The organism is Shewanella sp. LC6, from assembly GCF_006385735.2.
Lineage (GTDB): Bacteria > Pseudomonadota > Gammaproteobacteria > Enterobacterales > Shewanellaceae > Shewanella > Shewanella xiamenensis.
On the sequence record NZ_CP043902.1, the window covers coordinates 3045803 to 3065326 of the forward strand.

At 45.5% G+C, this 19524-nt stretch carries 16 protein-coding genes; 5 read left to right on the forward strand and 11 right to left on the reverse strand.

Annotated features, from left to right (window positions below):
• Positions 1–502: 502 nt before the first annotated feature.
• The 3 genes from FJD32_RS13700 to FJD32_RS13710 form a co-directional block, all read right to left on the reverse strand.
• On the reverse strand, positions 503–907 hold the full coding sequence (locus FJD32_RS13700) for a YbaY family lipoprotein (protein ID WP_047537248.1): 405 nt from the start codon (positions 905–907) through the stop codon (positions 503–505).
• Between the two features lies 1 nt (position 908).
• Complete coding sequence (gene tesB / locus FJD32_RS13705) at positions 909–1775, reverse strand: acyl-CoA thioesterase II (RefSeq protein WP_088585734.1); 867 nt, start codon at positions 1773–1775, stop codon at positions 909–911.
• Between the two features lie 118 nt (positions 1776–1893).
• On the reverse strand, positions 1894–2826 hold the full coding sequence (locus FJD32_RS13710) for an SDR family NAD(P)-dependent oxidoreductase (protein WP_088585735.1): 933 nt from the start codon (positions 2824–2826) through the stop codon (positions 1894–1896).
• Positions 2827–3156: 330 nt separating this feature from the next.
• On the opposite strand from FJD32_RS13710, the gene FJD32_RS13715 reads away from it, so the two are divergent.
• Positions 3157–4032: a 1,4-dihydroxy-2-naphthoate polyprenyltransferase gene (locus tag FJD32_RS13715; RefSeq protein ID WP_037425645.1), complete on the forward strand. Its 876-nt coding sequence runs from the start codon at positions 3157–3159 to the stop codon at positions 4030–4032.
• Positions 4033–4170: 138 nt separating this feature from the next.
• Here FJD32_RS13715 and FJD32_RS13720 read toward each other — a convergent pair whose 3' ends face one another.
• Positions 4171–4980: a class III extradiol ring-cleavage dioxygenase gene (locus tag FJD32_RS13720; protein WP_088585736.1), complete on the reverse strand. Its 810-nt coding sequence runs from the start codon at positions 4978–4980 to the stop codon at positions 4171–4173.
• Between the two features lie 70 nt (positions 4981–5050).
• The gene (locus FJD32_RS13725) at positions 5051–5527 is read right to left on the reverse strand and encodes a DoxX family protein (protein WP_088585737.1); all 477 of its coding nucleotides are present in this window, start codon (positions 5525–5527) and stop codon (positions 5051–5053) included.
• Positions 5528–5962: 435 nt separating this feature from the next.
• On the opposite strand from FJD32_RS13725, the gene FJD32_RS13730 reads away from it, so the two are divergent.
• Complete coding sequence (locus FJD32_RS13730; RefSeq protein ID WP_088585738.1) at positions 5963–6859, forward strand: LysR family transcriptional regulator; 897 nt, start codon at positions 5963–5965, stop codon at positions 6857–6859.
• Between the two features lie 283 nt (positions 6860–7142).
• On the opposite strand, the gene FJD32_RS13735 is transcribed toward FJD32_RS13730, so the two are convergent.
• The 6 genes from FJD32_RS13735 to FJD32_RS13760 form a co-directional block, all read right to left on the reverse strand.
• The gene (locus FJD32_RS13735; RefSeq protein WP_088586955.1) at positions 7143–7853 is read right to left on the reverse strand and encodes a hypothetical protein; all 711 of its coding nucleotides are present in this window, start codon (positions 7851–7853) and stop codon (positions 7143–7145) included.
• 306 nt (positions 7854–8159) lie between these two features.
• On the reverse strand, positions 8160–8624 hold the full coding sequence (locus tag FJD32_RS13740) for a hypothetical protein (RefSeq protein WP_037425650.1): 465 nt from the start codon (positions 8622–8624) through the stop codon (positions 8160–8162).
• A gap of 10 nt (positions 8625–8634) precedes the next feature.
• Positions 8635–10758, reverse strand: coding sequence for a S8 family serine peptidase (locus FJD32_RS13745; protein WP_088585739.1), 2124 nt, complete (start codon positions 10756–10758; stop codon positions 8635–8637).
• A 540-nt stretch (positions 10759–11298) separates the two neighbouring features.
• The gene (gene gndA, locus FJD32_RS13750; protein WP_088585740.1) at positions 11299–12825 is read right to left on the reverse strand and encodes an NADP-dependent phosphogluconate dehydrogenase; all 1527 of its coding nucleotides are present in this window, start codon (positions 12823–12825) and stop codon (positions 11299–11301) included.
• A 227-nt stretch (positions 12826–13052) separates the two neighbouring features.
• Positions 13053–13367, reverse strand: a complete 315-nt coding sequence (gene sugE / locus FJD32_RS13755; RefSeq protein WP_037425659.1) for a quaternary ammonium compound efflux SMR transporter SugE — start codon at positions 13365–13367, stop codon at positions 13053–13055.
• A 326-nt stretch (positions 13368–13693) separates the two neighbouring features.
• Positions 13694–15601: a propionyl-CoA synthetase gene (locus tag FJD32_RS13760; RefSeq protein WP_088586956.1), complete on the reverse strand. Its 1908-nt coding sequence runs from the start codon at positions 15599–15601 to the stop codon at positions 13694–13696.
• A 225-nt stretch (positions 15602–15826) separates the two neighbouring features.
• Here FJD32_RS13760 and FJD32_RS13765 point away from each other — a divergent pair, with 225 nt between their 5' ends.
• From FJD32_RS13765 to FJD32_RS13775, 3 genes are all read left to right on the forward strand, one after another.
• Positions 15827–17509 (forward strand): L,D-transpeptidase family protein, encoded by a 1683-nt coding sequence (locus FJD32_RS13765; protein WP_069454756.1) that lies wholly within the window; start codon positions 15827–15829, stop codon positions 17507–17509.
• Between the two features lie 260 nt (positions 17510–17769).
• Complete coding sequence (locus FJD32_RS13770; protein ID WP_011623082.1) at positions 17770–18174, forward strand: MerR family DNA-binding transcriptional regulator; 405 nt, start codon at positions 17770–17772, stop codon at positions 18172–18174.
• A 153-nt stretch (positions 18175–18327) separates the two neighbouring features.
• Positions 18328–19497 (forward strand): isovaleryl-CoA dehydrogenase, encoded by a 1170-nt coding sequence (locus FJD32_RS13775; protein WP_037425664.1) that lies wholly within the window; start codon positions 18328–18330, stop codon positions 19495–19497.
• Positions 19498–19524 lie beyond the last annotated feature (27 nt).

A 19524-nucleotide genomic window follows, 5' to 3' on the forward strand; every position in this document is an offset into this window, starting at 1 on the left:
CGATTAAATTTCTGTTACCAATAGAACTTCAGCTCAGCGTTTTAACACGGAGTGATACATATTGAAACACCTTATTAACGGAACAATTACCCATAAAAACAGTTAATAAGCATGCCATACTCAATAAAAAATCGATTTTTAAAACATAAGCGAATGGTAAACTGTTTACTTAAACAAAAGGAATTTTAGCAACTACTTAAAAATAAAAGACAAGTTATCTATCGCCATTAAGTAGCATAGAGAATCAAGAGAGAATTAACGGTTACGCATTCTGATTAAAAGATAAGAAAACAACTTAAATTTATAGATGAAATAATTTCAAATAGCTAAAAATTACATATGATAAACGCAATAAATAATCGCATTATGCCATCAACGTTACCGAATACCCCTACACCAAACAAGATGAATGATATTAAGCTCGAGATAGGAAATAAAAAATAATCGCGATTTACCAAACAAAAAGCCCTTACGAAAAGGGCTTTTTAAAATAACACATGCTTTACTGATTAATCATCACCGCCTTCATCAATACTTCAGTGGTGTATTTACCATTATTAATCACAGGGAAACGATCATAGGTCTGGAAAATCACCTTGTCCTGGTACTTGATCATAGCCACTACGCCATAATTAATACGTTTATCGATTGATTGCGCGGGTAATAAGAACTTAAATGGCACAGGTGCTCGGGCGATATTAAAGCTTTTTTGAGCAATAATGGCCCCCGGAGTATTCAAATCGATAATGGCAATAGTAATTTCACTGCCTTGTGGCAAGATAATTTTCTCTAAATAACCCGCCGCACCATTGATGATAATGGGAGGTTCAGGTTGTACCGTTACGCAACCAGTCATCGTCAATGAGCTTAAACAGAATAGAATAAATATTTTTAATTTCAGTAACATATTAGCTTCCTTTTACCATACGGATCAGCCCCTCTTGGGTCGTCGATGCGACAAGCTCGCCCTGCTGATTAAAAAATTGTCCTCGGACATACCCACGCCCACCACTGGCATTTGGGCTATCGATACTATAGAGCAACCATTCTCCCATATTAATGGGTCGGTGGAACCACATCGCATGATCTATGGTTGCCATGCGGATGCCCGGGGTTAAAAACGACACGCCATGGGGCTGAGCCGCCGTGACTAAAAAATTAAAGTCGGAAGCATAGGCTAGTAAATATTCATGGATATGACTATCTGTTGGCATTGCACCATTCGCCCTTAACCACACATAGCGATATGGCTCAGTTTCTTTAGGTGCGAAGGGATGCAGAGGGTTGACTAAGCGCATCTCAATTGGCGCGTCTTCCATAAACTTTTCAAGGATCCTTGCAGGGACTTTATCCCTTAAGGTCATAGCCAACTCATTTTGATTTAATAAACCTTCAGGGCCAGGCACCTGCGGCATCTGTGCTTGATGTTCAAAACCCACCTCGGGTTCTTGGAAGGAACAGGTCATATGAAAAATCGGCCGTCCCTTTTGTATTGCACTCACCCGCCTAGCACTAAAGCTGCCTCCATCGCGCATATTTTCAACTTCATACACTATGGGTAACTTCTCATCGCCTGCGCGTAAAAAATAAGAGTGGAGCGAATGCACTTGCCGCTCTGCTAGTACGGTTTGCTTAGCCGCGCTCAAGGCCTGTCCCATGACTTGCCCACCAAACACATGCCCAAATCCTAGGTCTTGACTTTGACCGCGAAACAGCCCGATTTCGATTTGCTCAAGGGATAATAATGATAAGAGATCGTCTAATACCTGACTCATGGGATCCTACGGAAAATTAGCAATGAATACCCAAGGGTAACCCAGTTCGACTAGGGCTGACCAGTAGGGAGTCACTTGGCATGGTGTTTGTTAACGATTTAACAAAACGCACGCCGAACTACTCAATTTTTATATGATGCTCAAGAGCGCTCTGCTTTGACCAAGCCAACACTTTATCCTCACCACAGGAATGTAAATTAACCGGAAAGGCATTGTGAAGTTCTGACCAATATTTCACGAGTTTATCGGGCGTACATTGTCCCTCACTAAAGTAGATAGACTGAAACTCAGCGAATCTGCCGTGGCTGACACTGCCAGCGCCCGCCAATAAATGCTGACCATTAGGGGCCTTTGGACTCACTAAAAACGCCACGGTCGCAGTCAGCGTATCAAAGCAAAATAGCGGTTGAATCGCAGGAGCTAAATGCTTTCGAGTCATAGCCGTTAATGCCTGAGGGCATAAGCTATTGATATAAATGTTATATTGCTCGCCCTCTATCGATAGGCTGTTTACTATTCCCACTAAAGCCATCTTGGCGGCACTGAATGCGACTTGGTGTAAATCACCAAAGAGTGCCGAAACCCCCGTTGTCATCAAAATGCGGCCATAACCCTGTGCTTTCATCGCTGGCCATATTGCTTGAGTCAGATAAAAACTGCCATTAACATCAACGTCAAACTGCCGCTGCCACTCAGCTTGTTGAATATGCTCAAAAGGACGAGCACCATAAACACCGGCATTATTGATTAATATATCCACGCCCTGCCAACATTGAAGCAAGCTATTCACCATAGTCTTAACATCCATCTGTTGACTGACATCCACCTCAAAGCAAAGGCACTCGGCCCCGAGTTTTAAAATCGTCTCATGGGTTTGGCGCAATTCATCATTGCTATAGTCAGCATCTGGGTGTTTTGGGCGTTTAGAGGACACCTTAGGTTGGTCGACAAGCACCACTTTGGCGCCCCGCTCTGCCAACATAATGGCATAGGCTCTCCCAAGCCCAGCGCCAGCTCCGGTGATCAACGCCACTTGGTTATCGAAACGCATCCTATCGAATCCTTATCATTGACATAAAGGTGACGTGCTCATTCTCCGGCAGCTAAGCCCGATGACTTGCCTTACACTCAAAGCTCTATCAGCGTTAAGTTACTGGCTTTACCAATGACATACGGGTAAACGGCATAAACTATAAAAGCACAGACAATGTGGATTTTCTTTGACATTGGCGGCAAATCTTTTCCCTAACCGCGAAACATCTGTGCGCCAATTCAAACTCTATTACATGCGTGTATTAGATAGTACTCACTTTAGGGTAATTTCTTGTTATGCTATGGCGCTGTTCACTACTCATTCCTTTTTAGATAACGACTAGACATCATGAATCCTTGGATTTTAGCCATCAGACCTCGCACCTTACCCGCGGCAATCGGTCCCCTGTTAATTGGTAATATTCTGGCGCTGCACCTTGAGCGTTTCAGTTGGTTAATTGCCGTGACATCGATGTTGTGCGCGATTTTATTGCAGATCGCTGTCAACCTCGCCAATGACTATTTTGATTTTAAAAATGGTATCGATACTGCCGAACGTATTGGCCCAGTTCGCGTGACGCAAAGCGGGATGATCCCAGCCTATAAAGTACGTAATGCGATGATCTTCTGCTTATTACTCGCGTTAACAGTAGGTTCCTATTTGATTTGGCACGGTGGTTGGCCAATAGCGATTTTAGCGGCGGCGGCGATTTTAGGCGCCCTCGGCTACAGCGGCGGACCTTATCCTTTAGCCTCACACGGGCTAGGCGAAGTTGCCGCCTTTGTGTTTTTTGGCTTAGTGGCTGTGGTCGGCAGTTATTATTTGCAGGCAGGTGATACTAATTTGAATGCGTGGCTACTTGGCTGTGCGATTGGCTTATTTAACGCCGCCATTATGTTAGTTAACAACACCCGCGATATTCGCACCGACACCCAAGCGGGCAAACATACCCTAGCCGTGAGGATTGGCGAGGCACAGGCCAAAGTCTTGTATCAAGCCTTAATTTACTTACCCTTTGGTTTAGTGATCGCGGGATTCTTACTGGGCATTCTGCCTGGATTACCGGTATTGTTGGCGGGTTTATCTCTGCTTATCGCCCGTAAACTCAGTAGCGATTTCTATGCTGTATCGGGTGAGGCGCTTAATCCACTATTGGGACGCACAGCAAAACTTACTATGATTTTCAGTACCCTATTCAGTGTGGGACTGGTGTTTACCGCTTAAGCTGGAATACCAACATCTCAGAGTTGTCCCCATTACTGAGTAAGAGCCAGCCACCAATTAGCTAGGTTAAAGTACAAAAAGGTTCGTCATGATGCGCCAAACGCACAACATGATGAACCTTTTGCTTTTAGGGACAAATTAAGACCAGAGATAAGCCGAGATTGCCGTGTTAAATAACACGCCACTAAATTGATGCGTGGCTTTTGGCGTCTGTAAATGCGCCGCCCCAAAACACACATGTAAAGGAATTAAATGCTCTTCCCTTGGGTGACTAAAACGCGCCTCTGGCGCCGATTGCCAATCGATTAATTGTGCCTTGGCGTGGTTATCGCCTGATGTCACTACATCGGTTAACCAAGTATCAAACGCTTGGCTGCGAGGCAACACCTTAGGATCGCCGGAGAAAAACGCGCGCATATTGTGAAACGACATGCCAGACCCCACAATCAGCACCCCTTGGGTACGTAATGATGCCAATGCTTCACCGATAGCAATATGGGCACTCGAGTCTAGATGCTGCACTAAGGACATTTGCACCACAGGAATGTTGGCCTCAGGATACATCAACTTAAGTGGCACAAAGGTGCCGTGATCGAAGGCACGTTGATTATCCAACCGTACCTCAATGCCGCTTGCCTTAAGTAAACTGGCAATGGTTTCGGCAAGCTGCGGCTCACCGGGTGCAGGATAAGAAAGCGTATAAGCCTCAGGGGGAAAACCATAGTAATCGAACAGCATACCAGGATGAGAATGGCTCGACACTGTCACCTGCGCCTCTTCCCAGTGGGCGGTAACTAAAACAATCGCCTTGGGCGTGGGAATAGTCTCTGCCACCTTGGATAAATATGACCGTAATTCCCGATGATTTGCATCATTGAGTAATGGTAAAGGCCCGCCACCATGGGGAACAAACAGCACTGGCATTTGAGCCGAGTTCGCGTACGTCATAGTAAATGTCTCTTGATTAAACAGTGAGTTGTCACTTGTAAATTGAAACTTGTCTGCGCGGCGGCCAAAATCAGAAAACCGCTTTTATGTCCACCAGCTGACGTTGAAAACGCACTAATCTATCGACGGTTTCATCTAACTTGATGATTAAAAAAAGCAAGGCAGATAATAACAATGCGGGTAGCGCGTTAAGGGTAGCTTCAAAATTAAAGTGGTAATAAATGGCTCCCATCATCACCGACAGTAATGCTGTTGCCGACAGGACTCGAGATTCACGCCAGCCAATACCAATGGCGCCCAGCACTTCAATCACACCGATAAAGTAGCCAAAACCCGTTGGTAAATTCATCACGCTAAAGGGCGCATGGAAAAACGGCACGCTGAGTAACTTACCCATGCCCGAGAATAAAAACACTATGCTCATGGCGAGCGTTACCAAAGCCGCCGCACGATTTAAGGTATTGGCACAGACAAAGAGTTTTTGAGGGTCAGCCTCAGCCGCGGTTTTGTTTTCACTTTTGGCAAAACATAATTGATTGATAGACATAACGACCTCATTGCTCATCACTTTTAGACCTAATTCCGTATAAACTCTTGCTAAACAACCTGAGCTCGGGATAAGTAGAGCCGCTGAATAGGCATCTTTTCGGGCCTCTCTGCGTTGCTCTGTCTAACCATAGCTCGCTATGGCATACGACAGAGCGCCTTGATATGCGCAAAAATCTGCGCATTCAGTCAGAAAAAAGATTCCTCTTTTCAAAGAAATCATTTATAGCATTGATTTTGTTTGTTAAATTTAGATTTTTCGACACTCGTTATCCCGAGTTCAGGTTAAACAGTACTCTAAACGCAAAGTAGTGGGCTCGTATTTTGTGCTCACTACTGTCATATGGCGAGATTATGCGCCCACAAAAAATAAATAAATATGGAATAATATCTAACATCTTTTAAAATAATTCTTTATCTGTTTAAGAGTATTGCCATGACCTTAGAACAGCTGCTGATGTTCAATACCGTCGCCCTCGCTGGCTCGCTAAAGGCCGCCAGTGACAAACTCCATAAGACCCAGCCTGCGATCAGTCAGAGCATTAAACAATTGGAATCCCAGCTAGATGTAGTGTTGTTCGACCGCCAAGGTTATCGGTTAGCACTGACCCAAGAGGGACGAAAGCTATTGCAATACGCCCAGCGCGTACTGAATGAAGCGCAGGAAATGCGCCAAGTGGCCAAGCATTTAGCCAAAGGTAACGAGGCCAGTATCACCTTAGCCTTTGAGGCCTCCTTTAATCTTGCTCGAATCTTGCCGATGTTAGAGCGCACACAAAATGAGTTTCCACATACACAAATTATTCTTAAACAAGAGTATTTAACTGGGGCACTCGAAGCCCTAAATCAAGGCAAAGCCGATATTGCGATTTCAGCTGGCGGTATTGAGCTGCTTCGCTCAAGCCATTATGAGCTTGGTTATTTATTTTCAGGGAGTTTATTGGATGTTGCTTCCCCCCGTTTACTGAGCCGTTATCCCAATCTAAGTCATGTAAGGCAATTGGTGAACGAGTACCAAATTGTGATCCAAGATACTGGCACTGGCACCGCCAATATCGAATTTGGGGTGCAAGCTGGGCAGCGCCGTTGGTATGTGAATGATTTTTATACGAAGAAAATGCTTATTCAAGGAGGGATGGGATGGGGAAAACTTCCCCATTATATGGTCGAAGAAGCCATCGCAGAAGGAAGCTTACAACAGCTTGAACTACAAGAAAGACAAAACCTGATCCAACTCGATTACTATGTGATGCGGCCGCCCCACTCACCACTAGGCCCTGTGGCACAGGCGCTATGGGACAATTTAGTGCAACTAGCCGTTAAGCCAAGCTGATAATTGACCTCTTTTGATATCACACTATCTGTATATGTAATCTGTATATGTAATCTGAATATGACATTCGTTAATCAGTCATATTTTGAAGGCTGGCTGCCTTGATAGAAGCTAACAGTTCAGCCTAAAGGAGCACTTAAATAAATGCGCGTGACACTCTGATGCGCTTTTCATCATGCTTATTCAGTAAAAGCCTATTGTTGTTTTATCGCGTAATTTGCAGCCGCGATGACGCAATTTGCTTCACATATTACTCAGTCATGCAATCCAACTAGCAATTAACTCAGCGCCGATAATAAATAATTGACCAAAAATCAAACTGCTCGCCTTTAGCGGCGCACCAATCCGGAAACGACTCAGCCACAGTATGAGTGGAATACTCCTCCCAGCAATTTATCATTGACTGGTAATAATCATGCCTGTTTTGCAGCCTTGATTTACTCTCCTGCGTTTGTAATCGCTCGATTAATGTGTGTGCTGACGCTAACGAATCTTTTGCCCGCGATATATCCCCCAGCAACACAGATTCAGATAGATGGTGAGTCTGAAAATCGACACTGCTTAAATGGGACAACGCGACTTGAGTGAGGCAAATTTCATCGGCCGGCTCGAGCGTCAGCGCCCTTTCATAGGAGGCGATATCCTCACCAATATAGCCTAACCATTTGTGGGGAATGGGATTATTGGGCTCATCTACCGCCCATTGGGCCAGCACATTTTTGAGCAATACGGTGAGGGGGTAAGCGAGTAACTGGTGTGTTTCACGCTGCCAATAACCTAAGGATGATAGTTCTTCAGCTATTTGCCTTTGTTTAGTCAAGGATTGGCTCTTGCAGTGCGACACAAATGTGTTCACCGTCGCAATCGCTTGCTTCTTTAGTCCTTGCTCTTTTTGCAGGCAATATTGGCCAAAAAGTTCATACCCCTTCAGAGCCGAATACTGAGTCCCTATCGACTTTAATCCTTCAAAGTTATCGCTATTCCAGTAGTTCATATTGAGACTTGAGTTGGTGAGACCTTCGGGCTGAACAATGCAACCACTCGTATGGAAAAGTACATGGAATAATGCAAACATGGTCCATGTTAATCATGCGCTAAAGCCGAGTGAAGCACGGCCCCAAGGCATAGAAGCAGATTGTAATCTCTAAACCCATGGTGAACCAGATAGTTTAGCGCTAAGCGGTTATATTATTGGTCGTTTTACGATAAAGCCTCTGATATTAATAGGCTCATATTAATAATTAACTCATAATAAAGGGCCTTGCGGCCCTTTATTCACCTTTTAACTTCGCTAAATGGCTTACTGAATTTCTTGCTTGGCGAGTGCGCGATCTAACTTAGCACGCTCCACTTCAGGCGAGGCTTTAACCGCTTGAATTAAGCCAATTAAATCAGTACCTTCTTCGGCGGCCAGCAGCAATAAGTTATTGTCATTCTGCCAATCAACTTTTAAACCGTGAGTCTTAGCAAAATCATCGGCTGATACACCTGGTTTTAGTTTAACCACTAACTTTCCGGTCATTTCGGCAAAGGGTTTACCCGATTGAGTCACTACTTTCTGCCCTTTAACCAATTGCTTAGCCTGTTTAATCCCAGTCTCAGTTTTAACAAAGTAGGGTGTATCTAAACCGAGAAACTCGGCACGGCTCACTTGAACACCTTTAGACTCAGCTTGAGGTTCAGTGAGTTCGATCTTGTCATGTGCCATTGCTTGAACTGACAGTGAAAGTGCAACAGCTACTAATGATAAATTTAACGCTTTCATTGGTTACTCCTTAAGATGCAGACTTGGCGGCATGGCCATGGAAACGAATTGACCAACCTTTCAGTTTGCCATCGGCTTCGTTAGGGATTGAGATATAGCCTTGATCGTATTTAACAAATCGATAGCTACCGCTATTCACATCAATTAGCTTGATTGTCCATTCACCTTTTGATGATTCGCCATAGAAGGCATTTGATAACATAGGTGTTGCATCATAGCCTTTAACAAGATCATCCGGATCATTCTTATCCATCACCCCTTGGTAAACTAAACCGTTATAAGGTGTCATCAACACACTCTTAGTACCTGCAGGCGAAATCAGCTCTACCGCTAAATCAGGTAGACGCAGGTGATCGGCAGTCAGCTCAATTTGCACGGCTTCAATCACTAAATCGTCAGCGACTACTTGGGTATCCGTCACGCCATTAATATCAGCATCGGGAATCGCTTTGGTGAGCGCTGCGCTTGCTTGCCACTCGGTTACGACATAGTCGCCTAAGTCCTGTGCATAGGATTTGGCGAGCTTAACGGCTTCAGTTAAATTCACTCGACCAAAACCATAGAGGTTATGGAATGAAAAACCCGCCGCGTTTTGTAACCAACTAGGGATAGCCGCATACACTGGCGCACCTTCACCCTCACCAATGGTCACGGTTTTAGGCGCAATATCCGCATCAACTTTGGTAGCTGTCTTCGCCAAAATATAGCGAATATCACGCCAAGTGAGATCTGGATTAGCACTCATAATGACAGCGACAGCTCCCGAAGTGTTAGGTGCCGCAGACGAGGTACCATTCATTGTCGATGTGTAATCACAATTGGGGTTTAACGGGTTTAAACCACCGTGGAATGGCGTGCTTGGTCTATCTTCTGCGATTGCAGAGCCCTTCACACATCCCATAAAGTCGGTTGTAACAATCGCAGGATCATTATCACCATACTCACCACCAGGTGCTGTGACAAAAATATTCGAGCCCACGGATGAATAGCTAGAAAGTTTACCCTTAGCATTAATTGCACTAACAACTAAGTTATAAACGTTAGCATTGTCAGAGGACATGTTGGAATTATGGAAAGGTAAGCCGTGGTTAGCGGGATTTTCCGTCGTTGCCGTGAAGTAATCTCCCGGTAACCAGAAAGTACGGAAACGATAGTAGTCATACCCATTACCCGCGGACTTAACGAAAATACTGCCTTTGCCATCGAAGCTTTGCGTTGCAATATCTTGATAAACTTCGGTTTCATCCTCATCAAACCCATGAGGGAATGGCACGCTGTAACCATAGCTTTGGTTAAAAACGCGTGCACTATCGCTATAGGCACTGGCACCGTGGGATTTAGCAAAGTTTTCAAATGTTTGTACGTTTGTCACTTTACCCGTTGGATCTTCATCTAAAAAGTTAAAGCCAATTAATTTTGCCTTAGGTGCCACACCGCGACCACCAATACCGTTCCAACCTTCTGCAGCAATAATCCCTCCTACTGCTGTACCATGAGCTGCTGTAGCAGACCCAGAGAAAGGTGTTGGATCAACAGTACCTGTAATTAAATTGTATGAACCACCATTTACAGTGTTATTTGTTAGATCTGGGTGAGCAATTTCTAAGCCGCTATCGACCACCGCGACAATCACACCTTGTCCCATAGCATTATCTGAAATTGCACCGCTCACATTCATATCTTCACCGGCAACACCGCGGTTAGCCGCAAAAGCATTCTGCCCAGTATTTTTTAAATGCCATTGGTAGGTAAAGAGTGGATCGCCATGCTTAATATTGATTGTCAGATTGGCTTCAGCCTGTAATTGGCCATCGGAGACTTTGAACCGAACCACCTCTGTCCCTTCATTGGCATCAGATGCATAGGTAAATTCACCCGTGCTTTTATTGACTAGCGTAAAGGTGCCGAGTTTGAGATCAGCAGGGTCCACTAAAGAATAAGTTAAACCACCTTCGACATCCGTCCCCTCAAGTTTTCCAGTAAAAAGAATCGACTGTGACACATCAACAGTCATATCCGCTGTGGTCGGGGCAGTATTCACTTTAGGCACAGGTGCCGGAGTCTTCTTATCATCGCTCCCACAGCCAGCCAATAAGGCCGCCGTGATGCTTAATGCAACAATGGACATACGCATAATAGACATTCCTTCTTCTCATTACTTATTACAACTTAATTTGGCGTGATAATGTTGATTAACATTATTCCGCATTAAGTTCTGTTATTTTAGTTATACCCTATGAACTCTTATAAAATACAAGCATCAAATGGGAAGCAAAGATTTAACACAAAGGAAATAATTATGAAAACAAATATAAACAGAATGAAAGACTGAATAGGTTTATTCGATTATTTTAGCAGCAGATGAAATTAAGAACAGATAAAGACTGATAATAAATAAGACATCAAAAAACATATTGAAAACAAAAACATGATAAATTTATATGTTTTTTAAAATTACAAGACAACAAACCGTTTAAATTACATAAATTTTTACATTTTGAATCTTCAAATTCTTTAAAAATATTAAAACAGCAAAATTAAACCGTCCCAAAATATAGAATGGCAAACGGTTAAAGCGTCAGGTTATTAACATTTATAAAACAAGTTTGAGTTATTAAACAGATACGACCAATAAAAAAGCCCCTATTTCTAGGGGCTATTCAAATTATTCTATCTAGAGTTTAATTAAAACTCTGTTTGTGGCACTCCAATCTAAATGGTATTTCTCACCGGCTGGCTTATCTAAACGCTCAAAAGTATGGGCACCAAAAAAGTCCCGTTGTCCTTGGAGCAAATTAGCTGGCAAGGTCTCACTGCGATAACTGTCGTAATAGGCCAGTGCCGAGCTAATGCAAGGCACAGGGATCCCTTGCATAACCGCCGCCGCCACAGCACTGCGCCACGCTGTTTGTTTTTCTGATAAGGTAGTTGCAAAGGTGTCTGCCATTAACAAACAACTTAAGTCAGCATCCGCTTGATAAGCTTGGGTTATCGATTGCAAGAAGGTGGCACGAATAATACAACCCGCACGCCAGATTTTCGCGATCTCAGCAAAATCGAGTTGCCATTTTTGCTCCTGCGCCGTCATCGCCATCAGTTGGAAACCTTGAGCGTAGCAACAGACCTTAGCGCAATAGAGCGCACTCTCTAAGGCATCGATTAAGACGGCTTTTTGGTTTTCATCCATCGCAGGAGATAAGGGGCCCGCAAGCTTTTTACTGAGCTCAACACGAAGGGATTTTTGGGTGCTCACCGCGCGCGCATAAACCGCTTCGGCAATAGTGGGAGCCGGACAACCTATTTGTAAACTGCTGACCGCAGTCCAAAGTCCAGTGCCCTTCTGCCCTGCTTTATCGAGGATCATCTCAACTAACGGTTTACCCGTTAGCGGATCCGCCTGTTTGAGCACCTCGGCGCTGATCCCCATCAGATAACTGTTTAAACTGCCCTTATTCCAGCGTTCAAACACCTCACCTACCTGTGCTGCGCTCATGCCTAAGCCATCGTGCATTAACTGATAGGCTTCGCAAATCAGTTGCATATCGGCGTATTCAATGCCGTTATGCACCATTTTCACATAATGCCCAGCACCCGCAGGCCCAATATAGGTCGTGCAAGGTTCGCCTTCGGTCACCGGATTTCCCGGCTCAAAACGCTCAATCGGCAGCCCCGTTTTAGGGTCAACCTTAGCGGCAATAGCCTTCCAAATCGGCGCAACATGTTGCCATGCACCAAGATCGCCACTTGGCATTAATGAAGGCCCAAAACGGGCACCAACCTCACCGCCCGAAACGGCTGAGCTGAAGAAGATAAATTTGCCTTGATAACGCTTTTCGCGTTCAACGGTGTCAGTCCAAAGACTATTGCCCGTATCGATTACGATGTCGTCCGCTTCGATACCAGCAGAAATCAGGGCATGACATACCCCATCCACAGGTGCACCCGCAGGGACAGATAGCACGAGAATACGGGGATGAGTGAGGCTGGCTAACATTTCTGAAAGATTAGCACAGCCTGTAATACGCAGATCCTGTCCTACACGTTCTTGTTTTTCTTGTTGTAAAACCCCGTTGACTTTAACAGGATCGAGATCGAAGGCACTGACGCGATATTGATTGTCGGCGATGTTTAGCGCAAGGTTTTTACCCATTACGCCAAGGCCTATCACGCCAATGTCATTAAGATTGCTGTGGTTTTGCATTATATAATTCCCACGGGTCACAGAGGTTAGAAATAACCAATTTGGAGCAGTAATTATATCGGCCTTTGTAACTTAATTACCAGAGAGAAGAGACGATGCATACGATTGGCAAACTCGATTGCAAATCAAGATGTGTTGTTTTTTCAGGAGAATATTCCCAAATCTCATAAACATCTTTACCAATCGTATACATCTTGGGCAAGTTCTTCCTTGGGGAAGTAAATTGATTAATGAGCGAGTTTTAAGCCGAGTACGCCAAGCAAAATGAGGATTAAGCTGGCGATTTTCAGCAAGCTCACTCCCTCGCCTAAGAGAATAATGCCCGCAATTGCCGTGCCCATGGCACCTATGCCAACCCACACCCCATAAGCCGTGCCTATCGGCAATTGCTTAACGGCGAGGCCCAGTAGCAACACACTGAACGCCATGGAGAGCAAAGTAAACACACTCGGCCACAAGCGAGTAAAACCATCGGTGTATTTGAGTCCGATGGCCCAACCAATTTCAAAAAGTCCAGCAAGAATTAACAGTAACCAGCTCATAGAGAACTCCCATACGGGGTCGTCCCCAAATTGATATCGGCGTATTTAGGGTCGTCCCTAAGCCGTTGTGAAATGTTAATGGGTCAAAAGCAATAAGGATAATGAATGTCCGCAGTACCGCTTAAGATCCGGCGCCTTAATAGTGCACTGTCGACGCAAAGCTCTATTAAGAATGCTGGCTAGACTACCAAAATGTGACGAATAAGGGCAAGTGATCTAAGCATTCGTCTAAATCTAAATAAGAAAGCGATAATCTAAAAAGACTATCGCTTGCTCTTTTGTTTGACGATCTTAACTTTTTAAGTCGTTAACTTGAGCCGCTCACTCTAGCCCACTAAAGCATCGGCATAGCCCATGCGGGTTAAGGTCGTGCGGACTAAATCGAGGGTCTGCGGATCTTCAATGGTCGCTGGCGCCGTATATTGCTGATTATCAGCAATTTTACGCATAGTGCCGCGCAGGATTTTACCCAAGCGGGTTTTCGGCAGCTTTTGAATCGCGCTCACCAACCTAAAGGACGCAACGGGACCAATTTCTTGGCGAACGAGGGCAATTAACTGCTTATGCAGCTCCTCATCCGTAATAGTCACGCCCTTTTTAAGTACCACTAAGCCTAATGGCACTTGGCCCTTTAATTTGTCATCAACACCAATCACTGCGGCTTCGGCCACATCGGGATGCTGGCACAGCACCTCTTCAAACCGCCCAGTAGAGAGACGATGACCCGCAACGTTAATAATGTCATCGATGCGGCTCATAATGTAGAGATAACCCTCTTCATCCATGTAGCCCGCATCACCCGTAAGGTAATAGCCTGGGTACATGGATAAGTAACTATCCTGATAACGTTTATTATTTTGCCAGAGCGTTGTGAGCGTGCCCGGTGGCAAGGGTAATTTTATCACCACATTGCCAGAGACATTCGCCGCCACTTTAACCCCTAGCTCATCGACGACATCAACTTCGTATCCAGGCACGGGTCGCCCCGGTGAGCCGGCTTTAACGGCAATCGGCGCCACCCCCATTAGATTTGCGGCTACTGGCCAACCTGTTTCAGTTTGCCACCAATGATCAATAACCGGCTTATGCAACTTGTCTTCAGCCCAATGCAGGGTGTCGGGATCGCAGCGCTCCCCAGCTAAAAAGACATTCTTCAAGCAGCTTAAATCAACACCTTGAATAAATTCGCCGTCGGGATCTTCACGCTTAATAGCGCGAATCGCCGTGGGCGCGGTGAAAAAGCTTTTGACTTGATACTTGGCAATCGTACGCCAAAAGGCGCCGGGGTCGGGTGTACCAACGGGTTTGCCTTCATATAACAGCGTGGTCGCCCCCACGAGTAACGGACCATAAACAATATAGGAATGACCAACAACCCAACCCACATCCGATGCCGCCCAAAACACATCGCCTTGATGAATATCATAAATATTGGCCATCGACCAAGCTAATGCGACCGCATGACCGCCATTGTCACGCACCACCCCTTTAGGTTGGCCTGTAGTGCCAGAGGTATAGAGCACATATAAAGGATCGGTAGCATTTACCGTGACGCAGTCAACGCTTTCGCATCCTTTAAGCGCGGTCTGCCAATCGGCGTCTCGACCAGTTTGCATCTGCGCTTCATATTGAGGGCGGTTTAAAATCAAGCAATGCTCAACCTTGTGCACCGCTTCATTTAATGCTTTATCTAGTAAGGGCTTATAGGGCACCACCCCTGAAGGTTCAATCCCGCAGGAGGCAGACATTACCAACTTAGGTTTGGCATCATTGATACGGGTGGCAAGTTCATTGGCCGCAAAGCCACCAAATACCACCGAATGAATGGCGCCAATGCGCGCGCAGGCAAGCATGGCATAGGCCGTTTCGGGTACCATCGGCATGTAAATAACCACCCGATCACCCTTTGTCACCCCTATAGTACGCAAATACCCTGCAAGCCTTGCTACCTGAGCCTGCAGTTCGTGATAGGTAATACTGTATTCGGTTTCGGTTACCGGGCTAACGTAATGAATCGCAATCTGCTCACCACGTCCCGCTAACACATGTCGGTCTATGGCGTTATAACACGTGTTTAACTCACCATCGCTAAACCAATGGTAAAATGGTGCCTCGCTTTCATCTAATATTTGTTTGCTTGGCGTAACCCAATCTAAGGCCTTGGCTGCTTGTTGCCAAAATGCCTGTTTGTTCGCAATAGATGTCTGATGTAATTGTTGTCCAACATCTGTCATAAGGCCTCCCATCATGACACTCATCCGTGTCAACACAGATGAAACTCTCCCCTTCCTTCCGAGGTTGATTATGACCTGCCACGCATTATTCCCCCATTAGACTAAGGGATATACTGGGGTTAAAAAATAAATCCGAAGAGATAGACCATCTAACACTTGCCGTGTAGAAGACTTCCACATAATCTTATGTCTTTAATGGATTTTTCACGGAAAGAAATACTCATTATGCGCCGCTTCAGCCAAGTCAAACTCGGTCTACTCCTATTCATCAATCTCGTCAGTACCGCTTGTTTTGCTTCGACACAACAACTTGAAGCATTACTCGAACCCCTGTCTATCGGTGAGCGGGCTAACGTAGATAACACTCAGATCATCAGCGCTAAGTTACTCTCACGGGTCTATCAAGTGCGCCAATATCAAGCACTCTGGGAGGATAAAGACTATGCAGGCACGCTACTCGATGTAATTAAAAGTGCCGATGAAGAGGGTCTTGCGAAGGAAGATTACCACTATCCCAAGTTGGTCGAACTTTACCAACAACTGAGAGCATCGAATTGGCAAGATGAGTATCGCAGTAGTGTATTTGAAGTGCTGCTAACCGATGGAATTATTACCTATGCTATTCATTTACTTAATGGCAAAGTCAATCCCAGTATGCTCGGCAAAACTTGGAACTATGATGAAGCTCATCTGGATTTTGATACCACATTAAAACAGCTTGAAGAACACATTAAAGCGCACACTGTGGCCGAGGCGATTACAGGCTTAGCGCCTAAGATTGCGCCATATCACCAGCTTAAACAGTATCTTGCCCAGTACAAAGACTTGGCCGCTCGCTATCCCTTTACCACGATTCCTTATACGGAAGTCATTAAACCCGGCAGCACTTCCCCCTCGGTACCAGGCATTGCCACACGGCTAAAAGAGTTAGGTTACTTAGCAGCAAGCTCGCCAGCGGAGAATAGCGCCGCCGTGAACGAGCCATTAACTTATGACAGCACGCTTGAAGCTGCGGTACGTCAATTTCAAACTGACCACAGCCTTAAGGCCGATGGGGTGATAGGCGCAGGCACAATGGCGGCGTTAAATGTTCCCTATACACAAAGGGTCGAGCAGATCCGCATTAACCTCGAGCGTGCCCGCTGGCTATCAGCCAACTTGCCGGCAAACTATCTGCTGGTTAATTTGGCTGGCTACGAATTATTACTATTTAAAGACAATAACTTAAACTGGCGCACCGACATTATCATCGGCAAAATCGACGCAAAGACGCCATTGTTTAAATCCAAATTAAAATATGTGGTTGTGAATCCCACTTGGACCGTGCCCCGCAGTATCTCCACGGAGATCATCAACCACTTACGTAAAGATCCCGATTATCTGCAAAAAAAGCACTTTAAAGTCGTCGAAGCCTCGGGCACGCCCGTCGATGCTCGCGGCATCGATTGGCACAGTATGACCCGCAAAAACTTTCCCTACTGGTTTGTGCAGGGGCCAGGGGAAGATAACTCCCTTGGTTTAGTTAAATTTATCTTCCCAAACCAATATTCAATTTATCTGCATGATACGCCATCGAAAAATCTATTCGAGCAAACCAATAGAGCCTTCAGTCACGGTTGTATTCGAGTGAAAGATCCTCTCGTGCTCGCCGATAAACTGCTGAGCGCCAATGCGAATTGGTCCAGCGAAACGCTCAATCGCAAACTTGCAGAGGGAAAAACAGAAAACCTGTTTTTAGATCAGCCCTTAGATATTTTGATTATGTATTGGACCGTGACCATCAAAAACGGAAAAATTAAATTTTACAATGATATATACACACGTGACCCGGTACTTATCGAAGCATTAAATCGCCCAACCTATGAGAGTGTGTTAGCCGATGATGGTTTGCTCAATACGTTGGAATAACGGCTTACACGCCTGCCTTAACGCCACCACTTAATAAGTTCTCTTCCCCCGTGGAGCCTTAAGGCAATATGGGGGGACTCACCTAAAAAAACACTTGTTTGAGTTCAAGCTAACGTAATATTTATCAACATGTTAAACAACACAGCTTGAGCCAAGTGGCAACAAGAATTGACAAAAAAAATCGACTAACCATACCACAATCTTTACCTTTACGTAAACTTCATATATCTTGCTTAAAAATGATTAACTAAGGTGCCTGAATGAGCGCAACTAACACGCCACAAACGACTTATTCGATCAGTGATCTCTCCAAAGAGTTTGATATCACGACCCGAAGCATTCGTTTTTACGAAGACCAAGGTTTACTAAAACCTAAACGTCGCGGTCAAACCCGTATTTACAGTCTTAAGGACAGGGTGCGACTCAAACTAATCCTGCGCGGCAAGCGCCTTGGGTTCTCTCTCGCAGAAACTCGTCGCCTATTCGAACTTTACGACGCCGATAAGAGCAGCACCACCCAGCTCAATACCATGCTCGCCCTAGTGGAAGAGAAAAAATCCGCCCTGCAACAGCAAATGGACGACATTAAAGTGGTCCTGATGGAGCTAAATTCAGCCGAGCAGCAATGCCGCCTCGCCCTAGAAGAAAGCAAGGCTAAGGCCTAATGCCTTCGAGGCTTGCGAGCATAACATTAACGAGCACATCAGTTGGTACGACCGCGTGACAGGGATACATCACGCAAAGCAAGACAGATTTAAAGACTCAAGCACCTAATAATCATAAAAATATAAATTAGAACATCAGAAAGGACACAAGCAATGAACTCACTCTACACCAGTCTTAATTTTGGCCTAGGCGAAGATGTCGATATGCTGCGCGATGCGGTGCAGGATTTTGCCGCGAATGAAATCGCACCGATTGCTGCGAAAGTGGATCACGACAATGCCTTTCCCAATGAACTTTGGCCCGTGCTGGGTGGGATGGGGCTTTTAGGTGTGACTGTGCCTGAGGAATACGGCGGCGCAAATATGGGCTATCTTGCCCACGTGGTCGCCATGGAAGAGATTTCCCGCGCCTCGGCCTCTATCGGCTTAAGTTACGGCGCCCACTCTAACCTGTGCGTCAACCAAATTAACCGTAACGGTAATGCTGCACAAAAAGCCAAATATTTACCCAAACTAGTGAGCGGTGAGCATATCGGCGCACTGGCAATGAGTGAGCCCAATGCAGGGTCAGATGTGGTTTCAATGAAGCTACACGCCCGTAAAGAAGGCGATCGTTATATCCTCAACGGCAACAAAATGTGGATCACCAACGGTCCCGATGCCAATACCTATGTGATTTATGCCAAAACCGACTTAACCAAAGGCGCCCACGGTATCACCGCCTTTATCGTTGAGCGTGGCTTTAAAGGTTTCAGCCAAGCGCAAAAACTCGACAAACTGGGCATGCGCGGTTCAAACACCTGTGAACTGGTGTTTGAAGATGTCGAAGTGCCAGAGGAAAACATTCTCGGCGGCCTCAACAATGGTGTCAAAGTGCTGATGAGCGGCTTAGATTACGAACGCGTCGTGCTCTCAGGCGGCCCGCTTGGGATTATGAACGCCTGTATGGACATCGTCGTACCTTATATCCACGAGCGTGAGCAATTTGGTAAATCCATCGGTGAATTCCAATTAGTACAAGGCAAATTAGCCGATATGTACACCGGTATGAACGCCGCTAAGGCCTATGTGTATAGCGTGGCGAAATCCTGCGATCGTGGTGAAACCACCCGCAAAGACGCCGCGGGCGCCATTCTCTACAGCGCGGAGCTGGCCACCAAAATGGCACTGGATGCCATCCAATTACTCGGCGGTAACGGTTACGTCAACGAGTATGCCACTGGCCGCTTACTGCGCGATGCCAAACTCTATGAGATTGGCGCCGGCACCTCAGAAATTCGCCGTATGCTGATTGGCCGCGAGCTCTTTAACGAATCGAAATAAGCAGCTCAGGGCGAATGGTGCATGACG